General features: G+C 69.8%; 17 protein-coding genes. 6 read left to right on the forward strand and 11 right to left on the reverse strand.

Annotated elements, in window-relative coordinates; genetic code table 11:
- Positions 1 to 3 precede the first annotated feature (3 nt).
- The 3 genes from NE857_RS10515 to NE857_RS10525 all read right to left on the reverse strand — a co-directional run bounded on the left by NE857_RS10515 (position 4) and on the right by NE857_RS10525 (position 3361).
- Positions 4 to 1569, reverse strand: coding sequence for a helix-hairpin-helix domain-containing protein (locus NE857_RS10515; RefSeq protein WP_254420826.1), 1566 nt, complete (start codon positions 1567 to 1569; stop codon positions 4 to 6).
- 279 nt (positions 1570 to 1848) lie between these two features.
- Positions 1849 to 2118 carry a 30S ribosomal protein S20 gene (rpsT, locus tag NE857_RS10520; protein ID WP_017579588.1) on the reverse strand — a complete coding sequence of 90 codons (270 nt, stop codon included), beginning with the start codon at positions 2116 to 2118 and terminating at the stop codon, positions 1849 to 1851.
- A gap of 250 nt (positions 2119 to 2368) precedes the next feature.
- Complete coding sequence (locus NE857_RS10525; RefSeq protein WP_254420827.1) at positions 2369 to 3361, reverse strand: hypothetical protein; 993 nt, start codon at positions 3359 to 3361, stop codon at positions 2369 to 2371.
- Positions 3362 to 3644: 283 nt separating this feature from the next.
- On the opposite strand from NE857_RS10525, the gene lepA reads away from it, so the two are divergent.
- Entirely contained in the window at positions 3645 to 5486 is a 1842-nt protein-coding gene (lepA, locus tag NE857_RS10530) for a translation elongation factor 4 (RefSeq protein WP_254420828.1), read from the forward strand.
- Positions 5487 to 5617: 131 nt separating this feature from the next.
- Here lepA and NE857_RS10535 read toward each other — a convergent pair whose 3' ends face one another.
- From NE857_RS10535 to NE857_RS10555, 5 genes are all read right to left on the reverse strand, one after another.
- Positions 5618 to 6523, reverse strand: a complete 906-nt coding sequence (locus NE857_RS10535) for a sugar ABC transporter permease (protein ID WP_254420829.1) — start codon at positions 6521 to 6523, stop codon at positions 5618 to 5620.
- On the reverse strand, positions 6520 to 8139 hold the full coding sequence (locus tag NE857_RS10540; RefSeq protein WP_254420830.1) for an ABC transporter permease subunit: 1620 nt from the start codon (positions 8137 to 8139) through the stop codon (positions 6520 to 6522). Before NE857_RS10540 ends, NE857_RS10535 begins: the two co-directional genes overlap by 4 nt.
- Positions 8139 to 9386 (reverse strand): sugar ABC transporter substrate-binding protein, encoded by a 1248-nt coding sequence (locus NE857_RS10545; protein ID WP_254420831.1) that lies wholly within the window; start codon positions 9384 to 9386, stop codon positions 8139 to 8141. The genes NE857_RS10540 and NE857_RS10545 overlap by 1 nt, the downstream gene beginning before the upstream one ends.
- Positions 9387 to 9639: 253 nt before the next feature.
- Positions 9640 to 10869 (reverse strand): sugar ABC transporter substrate-binding protein, encoded by a 1230-nt coding sequence (locus NE857_RS10550; protein WP_254420832.1) that lies wholly within the window; start codon positions 10867 to 10869, stop codon positions 9640 to 9642.
- Between the two features lie 221 nt (positions 10870 to 11090).
- Positions 11091 to 12692: a glycoside hydrolase family 13 protein gene (locus NE857_RS10555; RefSeq protein ID WP_254420833.1), complete on the reverse strand. Its 1602-nt coding sequence runs from the start codon at positions 12690 to 12692 to the stop codon at positions 11091 to 11093.
- Between the two features lie 96 nt (positions 12693 to 12788).
- On the opposite strand from NE857_RS10555, the gene NE857_RS10560 reads away from it, so the two are divergent.
- Positions 12789 to 13892 (forward strand): LacI family DNA-binding transcriptional regulator, encoded by a 1104-nt coding sequence (locus NE857_RS10560; protein ID WP_254420834.1) that lies wholly within the window; start codon positions 12789 to 12791, stop codon positions 13890 to 13892.
- A 141-nt stretch (positions 13893 to 14033) separates the two neighbouring features.
- Positions 14034 to 15266 (forward strand): radical SAM family heme chaperone HemW, encoded by a 1233-nt coding sequence (hemW, locus tag NE857_RS10565; RefSeq protein WP_254420835.1) that lies wholly within the window; start codon positions 14034 to 14036, stop codon positions 15264 to 15266.
- 134 nt (positions 15267 to 15400) lie between these two features.
- On the opposite strand, the gene NE857_RS10570 is transcribed toward hemW, so the two are convergent.
- Together NE857_RS10570 and NE857_RS10575 are read right to left on the reverse strand one after the other, a co-directional pair.
- Positions 15401 to 16018 (reverse strand): DUF4870 domain-containing protein, encoded by a 618-nt coding sequence (locus NE857_RS10570; RefSeq protein WP_254420836.1) that lies wholly within the window; start codon positions 16016 to 16018, stop codon positions 15401 to 15403.
- Between the two features lie 30 nt (positions 16019 to 16048).
- Positions 16049 to 16378, reverse strand: a complete 330-nt coding sequence (locus tag NE857_RS10575) for a DUF4870 domain-containing protein (protein WP_017579599.1) — start codon at positions 16376 to 16378, stop codon at positions 16049 to 16051.
- On the opposite strand from NE857_RS10575, the gene NE857_RS10580 reads away from it, so the two are divergent.
- Together NE857_RS10580 and NE857_RS10585 are read left to right on the forward strand one after the other, a co-directional pair.
- Entirely contained in the window at positions 16367 to 16720 is a 354-nt protein-coding gene (locus NE857_RS10580) for a hypothetical protein (protein ID WP_254420837.1), read from the forward strand. The genes NE857_RS10575 and NE857_RS10580 overlap by 12 nt on opposite strands.
- Before the next feature lie 111 nt (positions 16721 to 16831).
- Complete coding sequence (locus NE857_RS10585) at positions 16832 to 17083, forward strand: hypothetical protein (protein WP_254420838.1); 252 nt, start codon at positions 16832 to 16834, stop codon at positions 17081 to 17083.
- A gap of 176 nt (positions 17084 to 17259) precedes the next feature.
- Here the strand turns inward: NE857_RS10585 and NE857_RS10590 are convergent, their stop codons facing one another.
- Positions 17260 to 18108, reverse strand: coding sequence for a DUF3097 domain-containing protein (locus NE857_RS10590; protein ID WP_254420839.1), 849 nt, complete (start codon positions 18106 to 18108; stop codon positions 17260 to 17262).
- A gap of 178 nt (positions 18109 to 18286) precedes the next feature.
- Between NE857_RS10590 and hrcA the strand changes: the two genes are divergently transcribed.
- A complete protein-coding gene (gene hrcA, locus NE857_RS10595; RefSeq protein ID WP_017579603.1) occupies positions 18287 to 19300 on the forward strand; it encodes a heat-inducible transcriptional repressor HrcA in 1014 nt (337 codons plus the stop codon).
- Position 19301 lies beyond the last annotated feature (1 nt).

Below are 19301 nucleotides of genomic sequence, written 5' to 3' on the forward strand. Positions count from 1 at the left end.
ACCTCACCCCACCGTCACGAGGGGTTCGAGGCTGCTGAACGTCTTCTCCGCGATCCCGTCGACCCCGAGCAGGTCCTCCACGCTGCTGAACGAGCCACCGAGGGATTCCCGGTGCCTGATGATCTTCTGGGCCTTCTTCTCCCCGATCCCGGGCAGGGTCTCCAACTCAGCCTGCCCGGCCTGGTTGAGGTTGACCAGCGAGCCGCTCCCCTCCGGGCCCGCGCCCGTTTCCCCTTCCGCCTGGGGGACACCCACCAGGATCCGCTCACCGTCGGTCAGGGTCCGGGCCAGGTTCACCAGGTCCAAGTCGGCGTCGGGCAGCGGCCCGCCGGCCTCCTCCACCGCGTCGGCCACCCGGGAACCCGCGGGCATCGTGTAGATCCCCGGCTCGGCCACCTCCCCGCCCACATGCACCACCACGTCCCCGCTCGGTGCCGCGTCCGGCCCTCCTCCCTCGCCCCCGGGAGCCTGCCCGGCTCCGTCCGGGACGGTCGAGACCTGATCGCCCGGGTCCTGCCCCGCGGTGGCGGACTGGTTGACCAGCTCGGGCACCGTTACCTCGCCCGGCCGCTCGCGCAGCACCAGGAAGGCGCCCGCCACCGCGAGCAGCCCGAGCACCAGCAGGGCCACCACCGCCCGCCGGGACAGCGAGGTCTGGGGTCCCCACCGCTCGGCCACCCGATCCAGCACGGCACCGGGGGCCTCGGGATCCAGCTCCGTGTACCCCGAAGGCGGTCGCACCGCCTCCGGCCGCCGCCGATGCCGCCCGCCCGACGGCCCCTCAGGCTCTTCCCCCAAACGCGGCTCAGGCCCGCTGCCCTCGCTCCGGCTGTCAGAGGAGGGCCGGCCCCAACGGCCGTTACGAGTTCTCCTGCCGCCGCGGGGCCTGGGGCCGTTCTCCTGTTCCTGGTCCGGAGGGTCCGCTGGGCCGTGCCCGCTGTCGCCGTTCCAGCTGGCGGAGGCGGGGTGCTTCTCGCGGTCTGCGCGGGTTACCTGGCTGAAGGGCATCGGCCCCTCTGCCCGGACCTGCGCCGGGGGTGTCGTTTCGCGCTCGCCGTTGGCGTTCGGGCCGGTGGCGGAGGGCCCCTTCGCGTGGGTGTCACTTCGGGGCGCTTCGCCGGCCGGGGCCCAACCGTCCTGGGGTCCCTCTGGTGGGGGAGGGTCCCGCCAGGGGCTCTGCGCTGGTGGGTTTCGGGGAGCGGGGCGGTGGGTGCGGCGGTCCAGCCGCAGGCGGACGGTGGGCGCCTCCTCCGGGTCCTCCGTATCCTCTTGATCCTCTTGGCTGGCTGGGCCGCGCGGTGCGGGCATGGCTGACCACAGCTCGGCGGGGGTGGGCCTCGCAGGTTCGGGCCGGTAGGGGGTGGTGGCCTCCCCGATCGCGTAGGGCGCGCTCGGGACGGCTTCTTCGGGTGAGGGTTCAGTTTCCTCGGGTGAGGGTTCGGTGGAAGCACGGGGGATTCGGGCGCGCAGCCGCCGGGCGGTGGGGGAGGCGTCCAGGCCGAGCGCGCGGAGTCGTTCCTCGGGATCTGACTGTGGAGCTTTGCGCCGTGACCGACGCGAAACGGTCATGAATCCAACGCTAGGCAGCGGGCAACGCTCTGTCAGCAGCCGTTTTCCATCTGTGGATAACTTCCGACGGGCGGGCCGGGAGAGCATCGGGGGCGGGCATGCCTGGGCGGGCGGGAGCGAAGGCTCCCCCGATACCGAGCAAAGCAGGCCGGGGACCAGCACGCCAGCGGTGGGGCAGATGCCTGTGGACAACTCGCGGGCCCGGTGCGGGGGCCGGGAACGGCGAAGGGCCCGGTCCTGGTGGACCGGGCCCTTCGGGAAGCCTTGTGCTTCTCGTCCTTAGGCGGACTGAAGCGCGTCCAGGCGCTTGGCGATCGCGCTCTTGCGGTTCGCGGCCTGGTTCTGGTGGATGACGCCCTTGCTGCTGGCCTTGTCCAGGGCGCGAGCGGCCTCGCGCTGCGCGATGGTGGCCTGCTCGACGTTCCCGGCCTCGGCAGCCTCGCGGAACTTACGGATGGCAGTCTTCAGGGAAGAGCGCACCGCCTGGTTGCGGATACGAGCCTTCTCGTTCTGCTTGATGCGCTTCTTCTGCGACTTGATGTTCGCCATGCGAAAACGTGCTCCAGTTACTGTGATCATCGCGTCTGGCGAACAGGCGGCTCATCTCACGGGCAGCCGTTCCATGAGAGGCCTGCGTGGGCGCCGACGCAGGGTGTGTGTGAGTCCACAGGGCTCTTAACCGAACGTGGATTTCCGAGACACGGACTTCTTATTATGCCGTACTCGGCGGACTGCTTGGGACTCCGCGGCCGCACCAAGCCATCCGGTGCCTGCCGGGGCAGCCACACCGCTCCGGTGGTCAGCCACTCTGTTCCAGCGGGTTGAGCCACGCGGTGCGGAAGGCGGTCAGATCCCCGTCCCCGACCTCGTCCACCAGGTACAGGGACACACCCACGGTCATCGTCTCGGGGACCTCCTCGGCCTGGGTCAGGCCCAGCCGGACGGCGGCGAGCGCGGTCAGCGCGGTCTCGTTGTCGGCCACCGGCCCCCACCGCTCACTGTCGTAGGTCGGTACCCCGAACCGCACCGTCACGTCCTCATGGTTGCGCAGCGCCGTCACCGACTCGGTCACCTGACGCACCATGAACCCGCCGTACAGCCCCGCCGTGGGCATGTTCGCGCCCACCCCGGGCAGCACGATCTCGTCCGCGTGCTCGCTCACCCGCTCCAGGTACCCCTTGGACCAGTACTTCTCCTCGCCGCCCGCGACGAAGGACGGAACCCGGCCGCCCGGCATCAGCTCCACGTGCTGGGCCCGCAGCGACAGGACCCGGTCCTCGCCCAGTTCCTCCCGGACCAGTTCCACGAGCGCGGGCAGGGAGGGATCGTTCACCGTCACCGGGCGGATCTCCAGGTGCACCCCGGCGAACCCGTCGGCCGCGACCTCGGCCGCCCGCGGGGCCAGCCTCTCGCGGGCCTCGGCGTCGAAACGGTCCCGGATCAGCGACGAACCCGACTCCACGTGCCGCAGCCAGGCCAGCGCCGACACCTCGGGGAAATTCGCGTCCAACCACGACAACAGCGCGTCGGTCTCCGGAACCCGCTCCACGGCGCCGTCCGCGTCCACTTCGCCCGCGTACACGTACAGAGTGCTCACCGCGCCGGTGCCCAGCAGCTCCTCCAGCGCCTCGGTGTCCTCCCACGAACCCACCCACGCCGCGTCCGCCCCCTGCGAGGCGGCCCACTCCTCGGGGGTTCCCGAGTACTGGTAGGACAGCAGCGCGCCCGCGCCCACCAGCACCACCAGGACCGCCGCCACACCGGCCAGCAACCGCTTCAGAAGCCACTTCACCCGTACGCCACCCGTTCCCGTCCGGTCTCCGCCTGGCCGGGCACCCGTTCCGTCCGGCTGCCCGCATCGCCCGTTCCCGGTCCCAGGTCGCATAATCTGGACACAGGTCCCGCGCTCGCGCCCATACTGCCGTATCCGTCCCGGCCGCATCCGGTGAGGACGGCACCGGCGCCGTGGGATGATGAAAGATGCCGTGGGTCGGTGGTGATCCCACCACCTTCCGCGGCAGGGCGGCGCCACCTCGGCGCACACGACCCGGACCCAACCCTGTGAACGGAGCACGGTGGCACAGCCGAACTGGACCGATCCCGCGCTGATCCGCAACTTCTGCATCATCGCGCACATCGACCATGGCAAGTCGACGCTGGCCGACCGGATGCTCCAGATCACCGGGGTCGTCGAGGACCGCCAGATGCGCGCCCAGTACCTGGACCGCATGGACATCGAGCGCGAGCGCGGCATCACGATCAAGTCGCAGGCGGTGCGCATCCCGTTCACCGCGTTGGACGACAAGACGTACACGCTGGACCTCATCGACACCCCCGGCCACGTCGACTTCACCTACGAGGTGTCGCGTTCCCTGGCCGCCTGTGAGGGCGCGGTCCTGCTGGTCGACGCCGCGCAGGGCATCGAGGCGCAGACCCTCGCCAACCTCTACATGGCGCTGGACAACGACCTCACGATCATCCCGGTCCTGAACAAGATCGACCTTCCCGCGGCCCAGCCTGAGAAGTACGCCGAGGAGATCGCCGGGATCATCGGCTGTGAGCCCTCCGACGTACTCAGGGTCAGCGCCAAGACCGGTGAGGGCGTCGAGGAGCTCCTCAACGAGATCGTCAACCAGATCCCCGCGCCGGTCGGTGAGGCCGACGCCCCGGCCCGCGCGATGATCTTCGACTCGGTCTACGACACCTACCGCGGTGTGGTCACCTACGTGCGGGTCATCGACGGCAAGCTCAGCCCGCGTGAGCGCATCCAGATGATGTCCACCAAGGCCTCCCACGAGATCCTGGAGATCGGGGTCAGCTCGCCCGAGCCGACCAAGAGCCAGGGCCTGGGTGTGGGCGAGGTCGGCTACATCATCACCGGTGTGAAGGACGTGCGCCAGTCCAAGGTCGGTGACACCATCACCACCCTGAACAAGCCCGCCACGGAGATGCTCGGCGGCTACCAGGAACCCAAGCCCATGGTGTTCTCTGGTCTGTACCCGATCGAGGGCACCGACTACCCGGTGCTGCGCGACGCCCTGGAGAAGCTCCAGCTCAACGACGCCGCCCTGGCCTTCGAGCCGGAGACCTCCGCCGCCCTGGGCTTCGGCTTCCGCTGCGGCTTCCTCGGGCTGCTCCACCTGGAGATCACCAGGGCCCGCCTGGAGCGCGAGTTCAACCTCGACCTCATCTCCACCGCGCCCAACGTGATCTACCGGGTGGACATGGAGGACGGCGCCGAGCACGTGGTGACCAACCCCAGTGAGTTCCCCACCGGCAAGATCGACGCCATCTACGAGCCGATGGTCAAGGCCACCGTGCTCAGCCCCTCGGACCACATCGGCCAGATCATGGAGCTGTGCCAGGAACGCCGCGGCGAGCTCCAGGGCATGGACTACCTCTCCGAGGACCGCGTCGAGATGCGGTACAAGCTCCCCATGGCGGAGATCGTCTTCGACTTCTTCGACGCGCTCAAGTCCCGGACCAAGGGCTACGCCTCCCTGGACTACGAGCCCATCGGCGAGCTGCAGGCCGACCTGGTCAAGGTCGACATCCTCCTCCAGGGCGAGCCGGTCGACGCGTTCTCCGCGATCGTGCACAAGGAGAAGGCCTACGCCTACGGCGTCGAGATGACCAAGAAGCTGCGCGAGCTCATCCCGCGGCAGCAGTTCGAGGTGCCCGTCCAGGCCGCCATCGGCGCCCGCGTCATCGCCCGTGAGAACATCCGCGCCATCCGCAAGGACGTGCTCTCCAAGTGCTACGGCGGCGACATCAGCCGTAAGCGCAAGCTGCTGGAGAAGCAGAAGGAGGGCAAGAAGCGGATGAAGATGGTCGGCCGGGTCGAGGTACCCCAGGAGGCCTTCATCTCCGCGCTGTCCACCGACACCAGCGGTGCCGAGGACAAGAAGAAGAAGTAGCCGTGTCCGGCCCGGCGGGCACACCGCCACCCGGGCCGCCGCCCGGACCACAGCCGGGCCGGTACACGACGAAGGAGGGGCGCCCCTACGGGAGCGCCCCTCCTTGCGTGTGCCTCGTGTATCCGCGGAGCCTAGCCCTTGACCGCTCCGGCGGTCAGGCCGTCGCTGATGTAGCGCTGGAGGAACCAGAACACGGTCAACGTCGGCAGGGACAGCATGATGGCGCCCACCGCGAACATCCCGAAGTTGGCGTTGCGCTGCGAGGCCACCAGTTGGTAGAGCCCCAGCCCCAACGTCTTGGCGTCGGTGTCCCGCAGGAACACGCTCGCCATCAGGAACTCGTTGATGGTGGAGATGAACACCAGCAGTGCCACGATCGCCAGTACCGGGGTCACCAGCGGCAGCATGATCCGGAAGAACACCTGCGCGTGCGTGGCGCCGTCGATCTGCGCGGACTCGTCCAGCTCCTTCGGCACGGTGTCGAAGAAGCCCTTCATCAGCCACGTGTTGATGCTCAGCGCACCGCCCAGATAGACCAGCAGCAGACCCCAGCGGGTGTCGAAGCCGATCGCCGGGTAGAGCTCCCCGATGTTGGAGAACATCAGGTAGATCGCCACGATCGCCAGGAACTGCGGGAACATCTGGATGATGAGCAGGCCGATCAGGCCCACCCGCCGACCCTTGAACCGCATCCGGCTGAAGGCGTAGGCCGCCAGCGCGGAGAGCAGCACCGTCACCACCGCGTTGGTGAGCGCGAAGAACAGCGAGTTCGCGTACCAGGTGGTGAACGGCGTGTTCTGGAACAGGTCCTGGGCGTTGGCCAGACTCGCTCCGGTCGGCCACAGCTGTGAGCTGCTCAGGGTGCCGACCGGGTTGAGCGCGGCCGAGACCACGAACAGCACGGGGAAGACCGCGAAGGCCGCGACCACCCACATGACCACGTGCCGCCAGCCCAGGCGCTGTGCCCACAGCGCGAACCGGGTGGCGCCGCTGCGCCGGTAGGGCGTGCGCACCGCGTCAGGAACGGTAGCCGTCATCGGTCCACCTCCTTGAGTGCCTTGCTCCGGCTCAGACTGACGATGGAGATCACCGAGACGATCAGGAAGATCATCACCGACAGCGCCGCCGCGTACCCGTACTGGGCTGTGGCCTCGCTGAAGGCCAGCCGGTAGGTGTAGGTGATGAGCAGGTCCGTGCCGCCGGCCGTCGGGTTGTCCGGTGAGAACGGGCCGCCCCTGGTGATCAGCCACACCGCGTTGAAGTTGTTGAAGTTGAACGCGAACGTGGCGATGAGGATCGGGGTCATGGCGACCATCAGCAGCGGCAGGGTGACGTGCCGGAAGGCCTGCCACGGCCCCGCGCCGTCGATCTGGGCGGCCTGGCCCAGCTCACGCGGGATGGCCTGCAGGGCACCGGTGGCCACCAGGAACATGTACGGGTAGCCCAGCCACACGTTGGTGAGGATGACCGCCGCCCGCGCGGTCCACACGTCGCCCAACCAGTCGACCTGGAGGCCGAGCATCCGGTTGAACAGCCCGAAGTCGGTGTTGAACATGTCCCGCCACAGCAGGTACATGGCCAACGAGCTCATGGCGTACGGCAGGATCACCAGGATGCGGTAGAAGGTCTTGCCGCGCATCCTGGGCACGTGCAGGGTCATGGCGACCGCCAGGCCCACCACGAAGACCAGACCGGTAACGGCCACCGCGAAGGTGATGTTCCACAGCAGGATGCCGAAGAACGAGCTGGCGAAGGTCGGGTTGAGCAGGAAGCGGGCGAAGTTGTCGAGCCCGACGTTGACCTGCCAGCCCTGGGCCAGCCGCTGTCCGTCCTCGTTGTAGAAGGCGCCGCGGTCGTTGTCGGCCGTGTAGACCTCGCCGGTCTCGGTGTCGGTGACGCAGTCGCAGGCCTCGTCGTAGACCCGGATGGCGCTGCCCTCGAAAGCGCTGGACAGGCCGCTGGAGCGGATTCCGGCGCCGTCCCGAGTGGGGACCGCGAACTCCTGGAGCTCGTCGCTGCGCGCGTTCACCTCGGCGGGGGAAAGGAGCGTGTACCCGAACGCGTCGGTCACCTTCCCCGCCTGGTCGACGTCGGCGCCGCCGAGCTCGCTCAGCCCCTCGTCGGTGCCCGCGTAGGCGTTGCCCTCGGAGTCGGTGAGCAGGAAGACCAGCTCGCCGGTGTCGGGGTCGCCGGTGGTGGCCACGGTCAGGACGTATTCGGGGGAGTCGGGGTCGCGGGTGACCGAGAACGCCTCGATGGCGGCGATCGCCCGGTCCTTGTCGCCCCGGTGGCCGTCACTGAGGTTGGTGACCGAGGTGCTCATCGTGTAGAGCACCGGGATGATCTGGAAGGCCAGGAGGAAGACCACACCCGGTACGAGGTACTTCGCCGGGACGGTGCGCTTGGACAGGTAGACGTAGTAGACCAGGCCGACCACCGCGACGACCAGGCCGATGCCCCACCAGTTCCCAGCCACGTACAGCGGCAGGACCGCCCACACACCGAAGGCGGTGAACAGGCTGAGCAGAGCGATCTTGACGAGTTGCCCGACGATCGACCCGTTGGCGGCGAACCGCCCTCCGGGCAGCGGTGGACGGGCGGGCGCCCCCTGGGAGGGGGCGCCCGCGCTGTCGGGGCTGGAGGAGGCCACCACTACTCGCCGATCTGCTCGGCGATGGTGTTGTGGGCGGCCTCCATGGCCTCGCGGACGTCGTTGCCCGCGATGGCCTGGGCCTGGGCCTGGCCCAGCGGCTCCCAGGTCTCACCCATCTCGGGGATGGACGGCATCGGCATGCCCTCGGCACCGGCCTCGGCGATCGCCGCGATGTTGGGGTCGTCGGCGGAGACGGACTCCAGGGCCTCGGTCTGCACCGGGGTGCGCGGGTCGGCCTCGTAGAGGCTGAGGATGAAGTCGGTGGAGGTGACGTAGTTGGTCACGAACTCCTGGGCCAGGGCGCTGTTGGCGCTGCCCTCGGTGACGAAGAACGCCTGGTAGCCGATGTAGGGGCTGGCCGGGTTCTCGCCCTCGAAGCCCGGGATGGGGCTGATCTCGAAGTCGATGCCCGCCTCGTTGGCGTCACCGATGTTCCACGGACCGGCGATGAAGAAGGGCGCCTCCTCCTCGTAGAAGAGGTTGGCGTCGTTCTCGGTGTCGATGGAGCGGCGCAGCACCCCTTCGCCGTCCTCGCCGTACTCGGCGATCTTCTCCATGGCCGCGATGGACTCGTCCGAGCCCACGCCCAGGTCCGAGGGGTCCCAGGTGCCGGTGTCGTCCTGGCCGAACAGGTAGCCGCCCGCGGAGGTGAACAGCGCGTTCATCCGGAAGGGCTCGCCCTCCTGGCCCACGGCCATGGCCAGGACCTCGCTGGTGTCGCCCGCGTCCTTGAGCTCGGTGCCGACCTCGACGAGCTCCTCGAACGTTTCCGGGGCGTCCGGGGCCAGGTCCGTGTTGCGCATCAGGAAGATGTTCTCCTGCGAGTACGGAACACCGAAGAGCTGTCCGTCGAAGGAGAGCGCCTCGACGGCGGTCTCGTCCACGCCGCCGGCCTGGTCGCCGGTCAGCTCGACCGGGGTGACGGCGCCGTTGCGGACCAGGTTGCCGGTCCAGTCGTGAGCGCCGATGAAGACGTCGGGCGCGTTACCGGCCTGGTGGGCGTTGAGCAGGTCGCCCTGGATGTCGTCGAAGGCCAGGCCCTGGACGTCCACCTCGATGCCGTTGGCCTCGGCGAACTCGGCGGCCGCACCCTGGATGGCGTCGGCGCGCTCGGGGTCGGACCAGATGACGAGCGTGCCCTCTGCGGTGCCCTCGTCGCCTCCGTCCGAGTCGTCGCTGTTGCACGCTGTCGCCATAAGGGCGATCGCGGCGATACCGGCGACCGCTGACGCGCTGCGGGATCTCATGGTGTCTTCCTTCCGGGAGGACTGATCGGAGGTGCTGTGCATGCGGTCCACCGGCGGAACCGGGTCCGTTGCGGGCATGCTTGGTGATGTGACGTTAGCAATAACTTGCAGCCTTTGAAAGGCTTTGCAGTCGCTGTGGATAAAGATGTGGAAACACCCCGGAAACGGAAAGGTGTTCCCTGCCGAAGGGTGCCAGGGCCGTCGCGCTGGGTAATAAAAACGTGGTCCTTTGACGCTCGCCCCGGCCGCGGAGCTACTCTCCGAAGCCCTCGACGATCAGCCGCTCGGCCTCGGCCAACGCCTCGGCGGGGTCCGCGCCACCGATGATGTCCGCGCTGGCCTGCGAGAACGGGCTCCAGACCAGTTCCATCTCGGGGATCGCGGGCATCGGCAGCCCACCCTCGCCCGCACGCTGGAAGGCCTCCAGGTTCGGGTCCTGGTCGGTCACCATCTGCAACGCCTCGTCCAGGGCGGGCACGCGCGGGTCCGCCTCGTGCAGGATCACCGAGAGCTCGGGGTCGTCCAGGATCGCCTGGGCCAGGCTCTGCCCGAGATCCGGGTCGCTGGCCCCGGAAGCCACGTAGAACGCCTGCACACCGATCAGCGGGCGGGCCTTGGCTCCCTCCGCGAACGAGGGCACCGGGTCCACCGCGAACGGTACGCCCTCCTCCTGGGCCGAGGCCACACTCCACGGTCCGCTGACCAGGAACGGAGCCTGTCCGGAGGTGAACAGGGAGGTCGCGTTGGCCGAGTCGGTGGTCCGGTTCAGCACCCCTGAGCCCTCCTCCCCGAGCTCGGCCAGCAGCTCGAAGGCGGCGATCGACTCCGGCGCGGCCACACCCAGGTCCGTGGGATCGGGGTCGCCCGAGGCGTCCTCGCCGAACAGGTAACCGCCGGCCGAGGTGAAGAAGGGGTGGATGTGGTAGGCGTCGCCCTCCGCGCCCACCTGAATGCTCAGCGCCTGGCTGGCCGAACCCGAGTCCACCAGGTCCGTGCCGGTCTCCAGCATGTCCTCCAGCGAGGTCGGTGCCTCCGGGGCCAGGTCCGTGTTGCGGAACAGCGCCAGGTTCTCGGTGGCGTAGGGAACTCCGTAGACCCTGCCCTCGTAGCTGACCGCTTCCACGGCACCGGGTGAGAACAGGTCGGCGTCCTCCGGCTCCAGTCCGACCGGCACGATCGCCCCGGCGGCGGCCAGCTCACCGGTCCAGTCGTGCGGTCCCACGAGCAGGTCCGGGCCCAGCCCGGTGGCGTGCGAGCTCAGGAAGCTGGCGCGCAGCTCCTCGTGGTCCACGACGATCACCTCCACCGGGCGGTTGGCGTCGCGGGCGAAGGCCTCGGCGAAGGTTCGCATGGCCTGGGCGCGGTCCTCGTCGGCCCAGATGGTCAGCGGAATCGACGAGTACTCGTCGACCTCGTCGGCGGCGGAGCAGGCGGTCAGGGCGAGCACCAGACCCACCGAGCACAGGGAAAGTCGTGACCTCATGGCGGTCTCCAGGGGTGACTGGCGGGGCCCGGGCTAACGGGCGGGAGGGTGCCCCGCGGATGAAGAGGAAAGGGAGGAGGGAGGCAGGCGAAAGGGTGAGGAAGAGGAGCCGCGCGTAGGCGCGGGCTCAGGCGTGAGCGTGCGCCTGTGCAGGAACGCGCGGGCGGGTGCGGGTGCCGGACGGCGTGCGGGCCGCCCGGCACCCGGAACTCAGCGCCGGATCAGGCGCGCAGCCACACCGAGGTCTCGGCGGGCAGCGACAGCGTGCCACCGGACAACTCTGTGCCCGGGCCGCTGGCCACCAGGACCTCACCGGAGGCGGACAGCTCGACCGCCGCGTCGGTCAGGTTCACCGCGACCCGCACACCCGGCTCGCGCTCGAAGTACAGAACGCCCTCCGGGGAGTCCAGCCAGTTCATCGAGCCGTCGCCCAGGGCGTCCAGCTCGCGGCGCAGACCGAGCGCGGTGGTGTACAGCTCCAGCGTCGAACCCTGAACCCCGCGCTGGGCGGAGCGCGCCAGGCCCGCCCACGCCTCGGGGACCGGCAGCCACGGCGTGGTGCCCTCGGGGCCGAAGCCGAACGGTGCGGCCTGACCCTCCCACGGCAGCGGCACGCGGCAGCCGTCGCGGCCGCGTTCGGTGCGGCCCGAGCGCTCCCACGTGGGGTCCTGAAGGGATTCCTCCGGCAGGTCGGTGACCTCGGGAAGGCCCAGCTCCTCGCCCTGGTAGAGGTAGACCGAACCGGGCAGGCCCAGCATCAGCAGGGTGGCCGCACGCGCCCGGCGCAGCCCCTGCTCGCCGCCGCCGAAGCGGGTGACGTGCCGGGTGACGTCGTGGTTGGACAGCACCCACGTGGTGGTCGCGCCCACGGCGCCGTTGGCTGCCAGCGAACCGTCGATCACCTCACGCAGCCGCGCGGCGTCCCACGGCGCGGTGAGGTACTCGAAGTTGAACGCCTGGTGCAGCTCGTCCGGGCGCAGGTAGCGCGCCACCCGCTCGGCGTCCTCCACCCAGGCCTCGGCCACCATCGTCCGGTCGCCCGGGTACTCGGCGGCGATGCGCGACCAGCGGCGGTAGATCTCGTGCACGCCGTCCTGGTCGAAGTAGGGCAGCGAGGTGCTGCCGTCGAGCAGGTCGGCCTTGGCGTCGGGGTCGATGTCGGGCAGGGCCGGGTCCTTGACCATGCCGTGCGCCACGTCGATCCGGAACCCGTCCACACCCCGGTCCAGCCAGAAACGCAGGACGTCGTCGAACTCGTCGTGCACCTCCTGGTTGGTCCAGTCGAAGTCGGGCTGCTCGGCGTCGAACAGGTGCAGGTACCACTGCTCGGGGGTGCCGTCCTCGGTCTTGAGGCGGGTCCAGGCCGGGCCGCCGAAGATCGAGTTCCAGTTGTTGGGCGGCTCGTCGCCGCCCTCACCCTTGCCGTCCCGGAAGATGTACCGGGCGCGGGCGGCGCTGCCCGGCTCGGCTGCCACGGCCTCACGGAACCAGCGGTGCGCTGAGGAGGAGTGGTTGGGGACCACGTCGATGATCATCCGGATGCCCAGCTCGTGGGCGGTCGCCAGGAGGGCGTCGAAGTCCTCCAGGGTGCCGAAGCGGGGGTCGACGTCGCGGTAGTCGGCGACGTCGTAACCCCCGTCGGCCAGCGGCGAGACGTAGAAGGGGGTGAGCCAGATCGCGTCCACGCCGAGCTCGGCCAGGTGCGGGAGGCGTTCACGGATGCCCGCCAGGTCGCCCTCCCCGTCCCCGTTGGAGTCGGCGAAGCTGCGCACGTAGATCTGGTAGATGGCGGCCTCGCGCCACCAGTGCGACTGGTGCTTCATCTGCGGGGGTCCTTCCGGGTCGCGTCTGCAAGTTCTTGCGCAAGATTACCGCCAACTTTCATCCCTGTGACGGTAATCTCGACTAGAGTTGTCCGCATGGGTCCACGACTTGCCGACATAGCGCGGCACGCAGGCGTCAGCGAGGCAACCGTCTCGCGGGTGCTCAATGACAAGCCCGGCGTCGGCAGCGACACCCGCAAGGCCGTCCTGACCGCGCTCGACGTGCTCGGATACGAGCGCCCCGCCCGACTGCGGCAGCGCTCCGCCGGGCTGGTCGGCATGGTGATCCCCGAACTGGACAACCCGGTCTTCCCGATGTTCGCCCAGGCGGCGGAGGGGGCCCTGGCCCAGCGCGGGTACACCCCGGTGCTGTGCACCCAGACCCCGGGCGGGATATCCGAGGACGAGTACGTGGAACTCCTCCTGGAGCGCAACGTCTCCGGCATCCTCTTCGTCTCCGGCAAGCACGCCGACACCACGGCCTCGCACGAGCGCTACCAGACCCTGGTCTCCCGCCGCCTGCCGATCGTGCTCGTCAACGGCTACACCGAGTCCATCCCCGCGGCCTTCATCTCCGCCGACGACCGCGAGGCCGGACGCCTGGCCGTCAACCACCTGGTCGCCCTCGGCCACACCCGCATCGGCTTCACCAGCGGCCCCGAACGCTACGTCCCGGTCCGCCGCAAGCTGGAGGGCTTCCACCAGGCGTTGGCCGAGCACGGCCTGGACGGCGACGGCCTCGTCGAACTCTCCCTGTTCGGCGTGGAGGGCGGCCACGCCGCCGCGGTCCGCCTCATCGAACGCGGCGTCACCGCGATGGTCTGCGGCTCCGACATCATGGCGCTGGGCGCCATCCGCGCGGCCCGCCAGCGCGGCCTGCGCGTCCCCCAGGACTTCTCCGTGGTCGGCTACGACGACTCCCAGCTCATCGCCTTCACCGACCCGCCCCTGACCACCGTCCGCCAGCCGGTCAACGCCATGGCCATGGCCGCCGCCCGCGCCCTGTGCGACGAGATCGCCGGACACCCCGTCTCCCATGCCGAGTACGTCTTCGACCCCGAACTGGTCGTACGCGGCTCCACCGCGGCCGCCCCGACCGCCCCCGCCGTCTCCGTGCCCGGACCGGTCACCCCCGAGGCCCGCGTGAACAGCCCCGTCCCGCCGCGCCGCGACCCCCAGGAAGCTGCCCAGGGCCGCTGAGCCCCGGAACCCGCACGTACGAGCACTGGGGTGCGCGCTGCGCGCACGCACCCCTGGGTCGGAGAGGTCCTTCGCCGAACCGGACCGCGACCTCCCGTCACCCGTGCCGGGACACCCCGCCGGGTCGGCGACACTGGAGACATGCCATCCGTAGCCCTCGACGGCGAACCCGTGCCCCGGACCGGGCAACTTCCCGAACCCTCGCTCGCCCAGATCGGGGAGCGCCCGCTCGGGTTCTACGTCCACGTGCCCTTCTGCGTCACCCGCTGCGGCTACTGCGACTTCAACACCTACACCGCCGACGAACTCGTCTCCCGCGACGGCACCGCCACCGCCTCCCGCGAGACCTACGCGGAGCAGGCCGCGGCCGAGGTCGCACTGGCCGACCGGGTCCTGACCGGCGACCGTCCCCGCGTCAGCACCGTCTTCGTCGGCGGCGGCACACCCACACTCCTGTCACCCGAGGACCTCGGCCGTGTTCTCGGTGAGATCCGCGACCGCTTCGGGCTCACCCCCGACGCCGAGATCACCACCGAGGCCAACCCCGAGACCGTCGACCCCGACTACCTCGCCCGCCTGCGCGCGGCCGGGTTCACCCGGGTCTCCTTCGGCATGCAGAGCGCCCAGCCGCACGTGCTCAGGATCCTGGAGCGCGGCCACACCCCGGGACGCCCCGAAAAGTGCGTGACCTGGGCGCGCGAGGCCGGTTTCGAGCACGTCAACCTCGACCTCATCTACGGCACCCCGGGGGAGAGCGACCAGGACTGGGCGGCCTCCCTGGAAGCCGCGATCGGTGCCGGACCCGACCACGTCTCCGCCTACTCCCTGATCGTCGAGGACGGCACCCGGCTGGCCGCGCGCGTGCGGCGGGGCGAACTCACCGAACCCGACGACGACGCCATGGCCGACCGCTACCTCATGGCCGACGAGGCCCTGGCCGAGGCCGGGTACACCCCCTACGAGGTGTCCAACTGGGCCCGTAGCACCGAGGGCCGCAGCGCGCACAACATGCTCTACTGGACCGGCGGCCACTGGTGGGGGGTCGGTCCGGGCGCGCACAGCCACGTGGGCGGAACCCGCTGGTGGAACGTCAAGCACCCGGCCGCCTACGCCGCCCGCCTGGCCGCGGGGGACAGCCCGGCCCAGGCCCGTGAGGTCCTCACCGAGGCCGAACGCCGCTTCGAACGCGTCCTGCTCGAACTGCGGGTGGACGGCGGCTGCCCGCTGGACCTGCTGGACGCCCGCGGGCTGTCCGCGGCCGAACGCCTGGTCGGCGAAGGGCTCCTGGACGCGCGGGCGCACGCCGAGGGCCGCGCGGCGCTGACCCGGCGGGGGCGGCTGCTCGCCGACGCCGTGGTCCGCGACCTCACCTGAGACACCTGAGACGCCCCGGGGCGAGACCCGGGGCGACCCGAGCCGTCCCGGGCAGAGAACCCAGGGAAGACCGACACGACGAAGGGGCCCGGCGCGATGCCGGACCCCTTCGGTGTCGATCGCGGGGATCGGTGTTACTTGATCCAGCTGACGTTGAACGGGTAGCGGTACCACTCGCCCTTGTTGGCAGCCATCGCCCCCATGATGCCGAAGACGATCGCGCACACCCAGAGCGCCAAGTGAATGAGCGCGCCGATGAGGATGAAGTACAGCACCATCGAGATCAGGTAGCCGATCAGCAGCAGGATCTGGAAGTTCAGCGCCTGCGCGGCCTGGTCGCGGACGAACGGCGACTCGTCCTTCTTGATCAGGTACAGGACCAGCGGTCCGAGGACGCTGAAGAGGATGCCGCTCAGGTGGCTGAGCAGACCCATCGTCCGCTCGTCCTGGTTCGGCTGCCCCGTGACCGCGGAGGAGTCGCCGAAGCCGGGGCCGGGCGCGTAGCCGCCGGGCTGCCCGGGGTAACCGCCCTGGCCGTGGGGAACACCGTAACCGCCGGGCTGCCCGGGTTGGGGCTGCCCGTAGCCCCCCTGGCCGGGGTAACCGCCCTGACCGGGGTAGCCCCCCTGGCCGGGGTAACCGCCCTGCTGCGGGTCGGCCGGGGGCGGGTAGCCGCCGGACGGACCCTGGTGGGGCTGCTGGCCGCCCTGGTCGTAGGGATCATCCGGGTTCGGGTTGTTCTGATAGGACATGACGATTCCTCGGTGTCGGGGGCCTCGGTTCTACTTCAGGAGCCGGATACTCGCCGGATAGCGGTACCAGGTTCCCTTGTTCGCTCCTGATGCTCCTATGACGCCGAAGACGATGGAAAGGATCCATACGAGGGCGATGAGCAGGTAACCGATCCAGGAGAGGTTGGGGAAGAAGATACCCAGACCGAAGAAAGCCACGCCGGCGAACACGTACGGGATGAGCATGGTGATCTGGAAGTTCGCCGCTTCTGACGCGTGGTGGCGGACGAACTGTGACTGGTTCCGCTTGGCGAAGTAGATCGCCAGCGGCGGGATCCAGCCCAGGCAGGCGATGACGAAGCCGGACAGGTGGGCCAGCATCGCGACCAGAATGTCGTTGCCGCCACCCGGCGCCTGCGGCTGCGGCTGTTGGCCGAAACCGGCCTGCGCACCGCCGGGCTGTCCGTAGGCCCCGGGCTGGCCGAACTGCGGCTGCTGGGCCTGCACCGGCTGACCGTACTGCTGTTGGCCGTGCTGGGGCTGCTGGCCGTACTGCTGGCCGTAATCAGGCTGCTGTTGTCCGGGCTGGGGCTGTACCGGCTGCTGACCGTACCCCGGCTGCTGCGGCTGCTGACCGTACCCCGGCTGTGCGCCGCTGGGCTGACCGTAGGGCTGCTGGGGTTGCTGCGGCTGCGCGGGCTGCTGCTGGGGCTGACCGCCTGAGGGCTGGCCCCACGCGGGCTGAGCGCCACTCTGCTGACCGTACTGCTGCTGGGGCTGCTGGCCGTACCCGGGCTGTGCGCCGCTGGGCTGACCGTAGGGCTGCTGGGGCTGTTGTCCGTACCCGGGCTGCTGCGGCTGGCCGTACGGCTGTTGTCCGGGCTGCTGCCCCGGCTGTGGCTGCTGCGGCTGAGCCTGCGGTTGGCCAGGCTGTCCCTGTTGCTGGCCGTAACCGGGCTGCGGCTGCTGCGGCTGCTGAGCCTGGCCGGGATCCCGCTGCGGCGGGTACTGCTGCCCCGGCTCTTCGTCAGGGGGCGGGGGACTGGACGGGGTCTCGCTCATGCTCTTCCTTGGCTCCGCTGTTGAGGGGCGTGTGATGTGCTGCCCGAACCGGTCGGGCCGTACCGACGACCGCGGAGGGCCGGAGGCTGTCGTTGTGTCCGCCGGAAACCGGCAAGGGGGACCACGGGGATCCGAGGCCCGCTCGTCAGACGACGCGATGGGGCAATCCTAGTGTTCCGCGCACCGGGGGGCCGGTGCCCTCAGAGCTCCGCGAGTTCCGTGTCGTGCGGGCCCGTGACGAAGTCGATGAGCTCCTCGACCCGCCCCAGCAGCGAGGGTTCGAGATCGCCGTAGCCGCGGACCGAACCCAGGATGCGGCGCCAGGCCTCACCCGTCTCCATTCGCCACCCCAGGGCGTCCACGACACCCTCCTTCCACGGCAGGCCCCGAGGCACCTCGGGCCAGGCCCCGATCCCCACCGCGCGCGGCCGCACCGCCTGCCAGACGTCCACGTAGGGGTGCCCGACCACCAGCACGTCCGAACCCCGGACGCGCTCCGCGATCCGGCTCTCCTTGGACCCCGGCACCAGGTGGTCCACCAGGACCCCCAGACGGCGTCCCGGCCCGGGTGAGAACTCCGCCACAACGGACGGGAGGTCGTCGACCCCCTCCAGGAACTCGACGGCCACGCCCTCCACCCGCAGATCGTGGCCCCAGACCTTCTCGACCAGCTCGGCGTCGTGGGCGCCCTCCACGTAGATCCGGCTCTCCCGGGCCGTGCGCGCCCGCGCGTCGGTCACCGCGATCGATCCCGAAGCGCTGCGCACGGGTCCTTGGGGGGCGGCGGCCGGACGCACCAGCGTCACCGGCTCCCCGTCCACCAGGAAGGCGGCCGGGCCCAGCTCGAACACCCGGCGGCGGCCGTCCCGGTCCTCCAGGGTCACCGCGGCCTTGTCCCAGGACACCACGGCACCGCAGAACGTCTCGTCGGCGTCCTCCACGACCAGGTCGCGGGTGAGGGGTATCTCGCGTACCGCACCCTTCTTGGGCCGTCGCCAGTCTCCCGCCAGAACATCGCGGCCGTAACGGCCGGTTCCCTTGGTAACCACGGTGGTGCAGTCTACTGCTGAAGGCGGCTCCGCGCCCGGTAGCGGGTGGCGCACGTCGCCGGTCCCCTCGGGAAGAAGCGGTCCCCGTACCCGTGTTACTACTTGCTGGTAGCCGTGCGGGTTTGCGGCCGGGCATAGAATTAGCACTGAGGACCTTGGAGTGCCAGGAGGTGGCGAGTTGCTGGATGAGCGCAAGCTCGCGGTCCTGCGTGCCGTCGTCGAGGATTTCGTCAACACCAATGAACCCGTGGGTTCACGGGCGTTGGCCGACCGGCACCCCCTCGGTGTCTCCCCGGCGACCATCCGCAACGACATGGTCGCCCTGGAGGAGGACGGGTACATCCACCAACCGCACACCAGTGCGGGACGGGTGCCCACCGACAAGGGCTACCGGCTCTTCGTCGACCGCCTCTCCTCGGTCAAGCCGCTCTCGGCGGCCGAACGGCGCGCCATCGAGTCCTTCCTCGGCGGCGCCGTGGACCTCGACGAGATCGTCGCCCGCACGGTACGGCTGCTCGCGCAGCTCACCCGGCAGGTCGCGATCGTCCAGTACCCGTCGCTGACCCGCTCGTCGGTCCAGCACGTGGAACTGGTGCCCCTCGGCAGCCAGCGCATCATGATGGTCGTCATCACCAACACCGGGCGGGTCGAGCAGCGCGTCATCGACGGACTGGGAACGGTCAGCGAGAACGCGGTCAACGACCTGCGCGGCATGCTCAACCGGGCCATCGCCGGAAAGCACCTCGGAGATGTCCCGGACGCGGTGGAGGACCTGCCCGCGCAGGTCGCGCCGGAGGACCGCCCGGTCGCGGTAGCGGTCCTGTCGGTCCTGTTGGAGAGCCTCGTCGAGCGGCACGAGGAGAAGATCGTCCTGGCAGGCACCGCGAACCTCGCGGCCGTCGACTTCGCGGCGAGCCTGCGGGACGTGCTCGAAGCACTGGAAGAGAACATGGTCCTCATCCGTTTGCTCGGTGAGGCGAAGGACCCCTCGATGCTCACAGTGCGCATCGGCGCGGAGAATTTCCACGAAGGCCTTCGGTCCACTTCCATCGTGTCGGCCGACTACGGTGTGGGAAACCAGTCGCTGGCCAAGATCGGTGTGGTGGGACCCACCCGTATGGACTACCCAGGGACAATGGGCGCCGTCCGTGCGGTGGCTCGGTATGTCGGACAGATTTTGGCAGGACAGTAAC

This window comes from Nocardiopsis exhalans (genome assembly GCF_024134545.1).
GTDB classification, from domain to species: Bacteria; Actinomycetota; Actinomycetes; order Streptosporangiales; family Streptosporangiaceae; genus Nocardiopsis; species Nocardiopsis exhalans.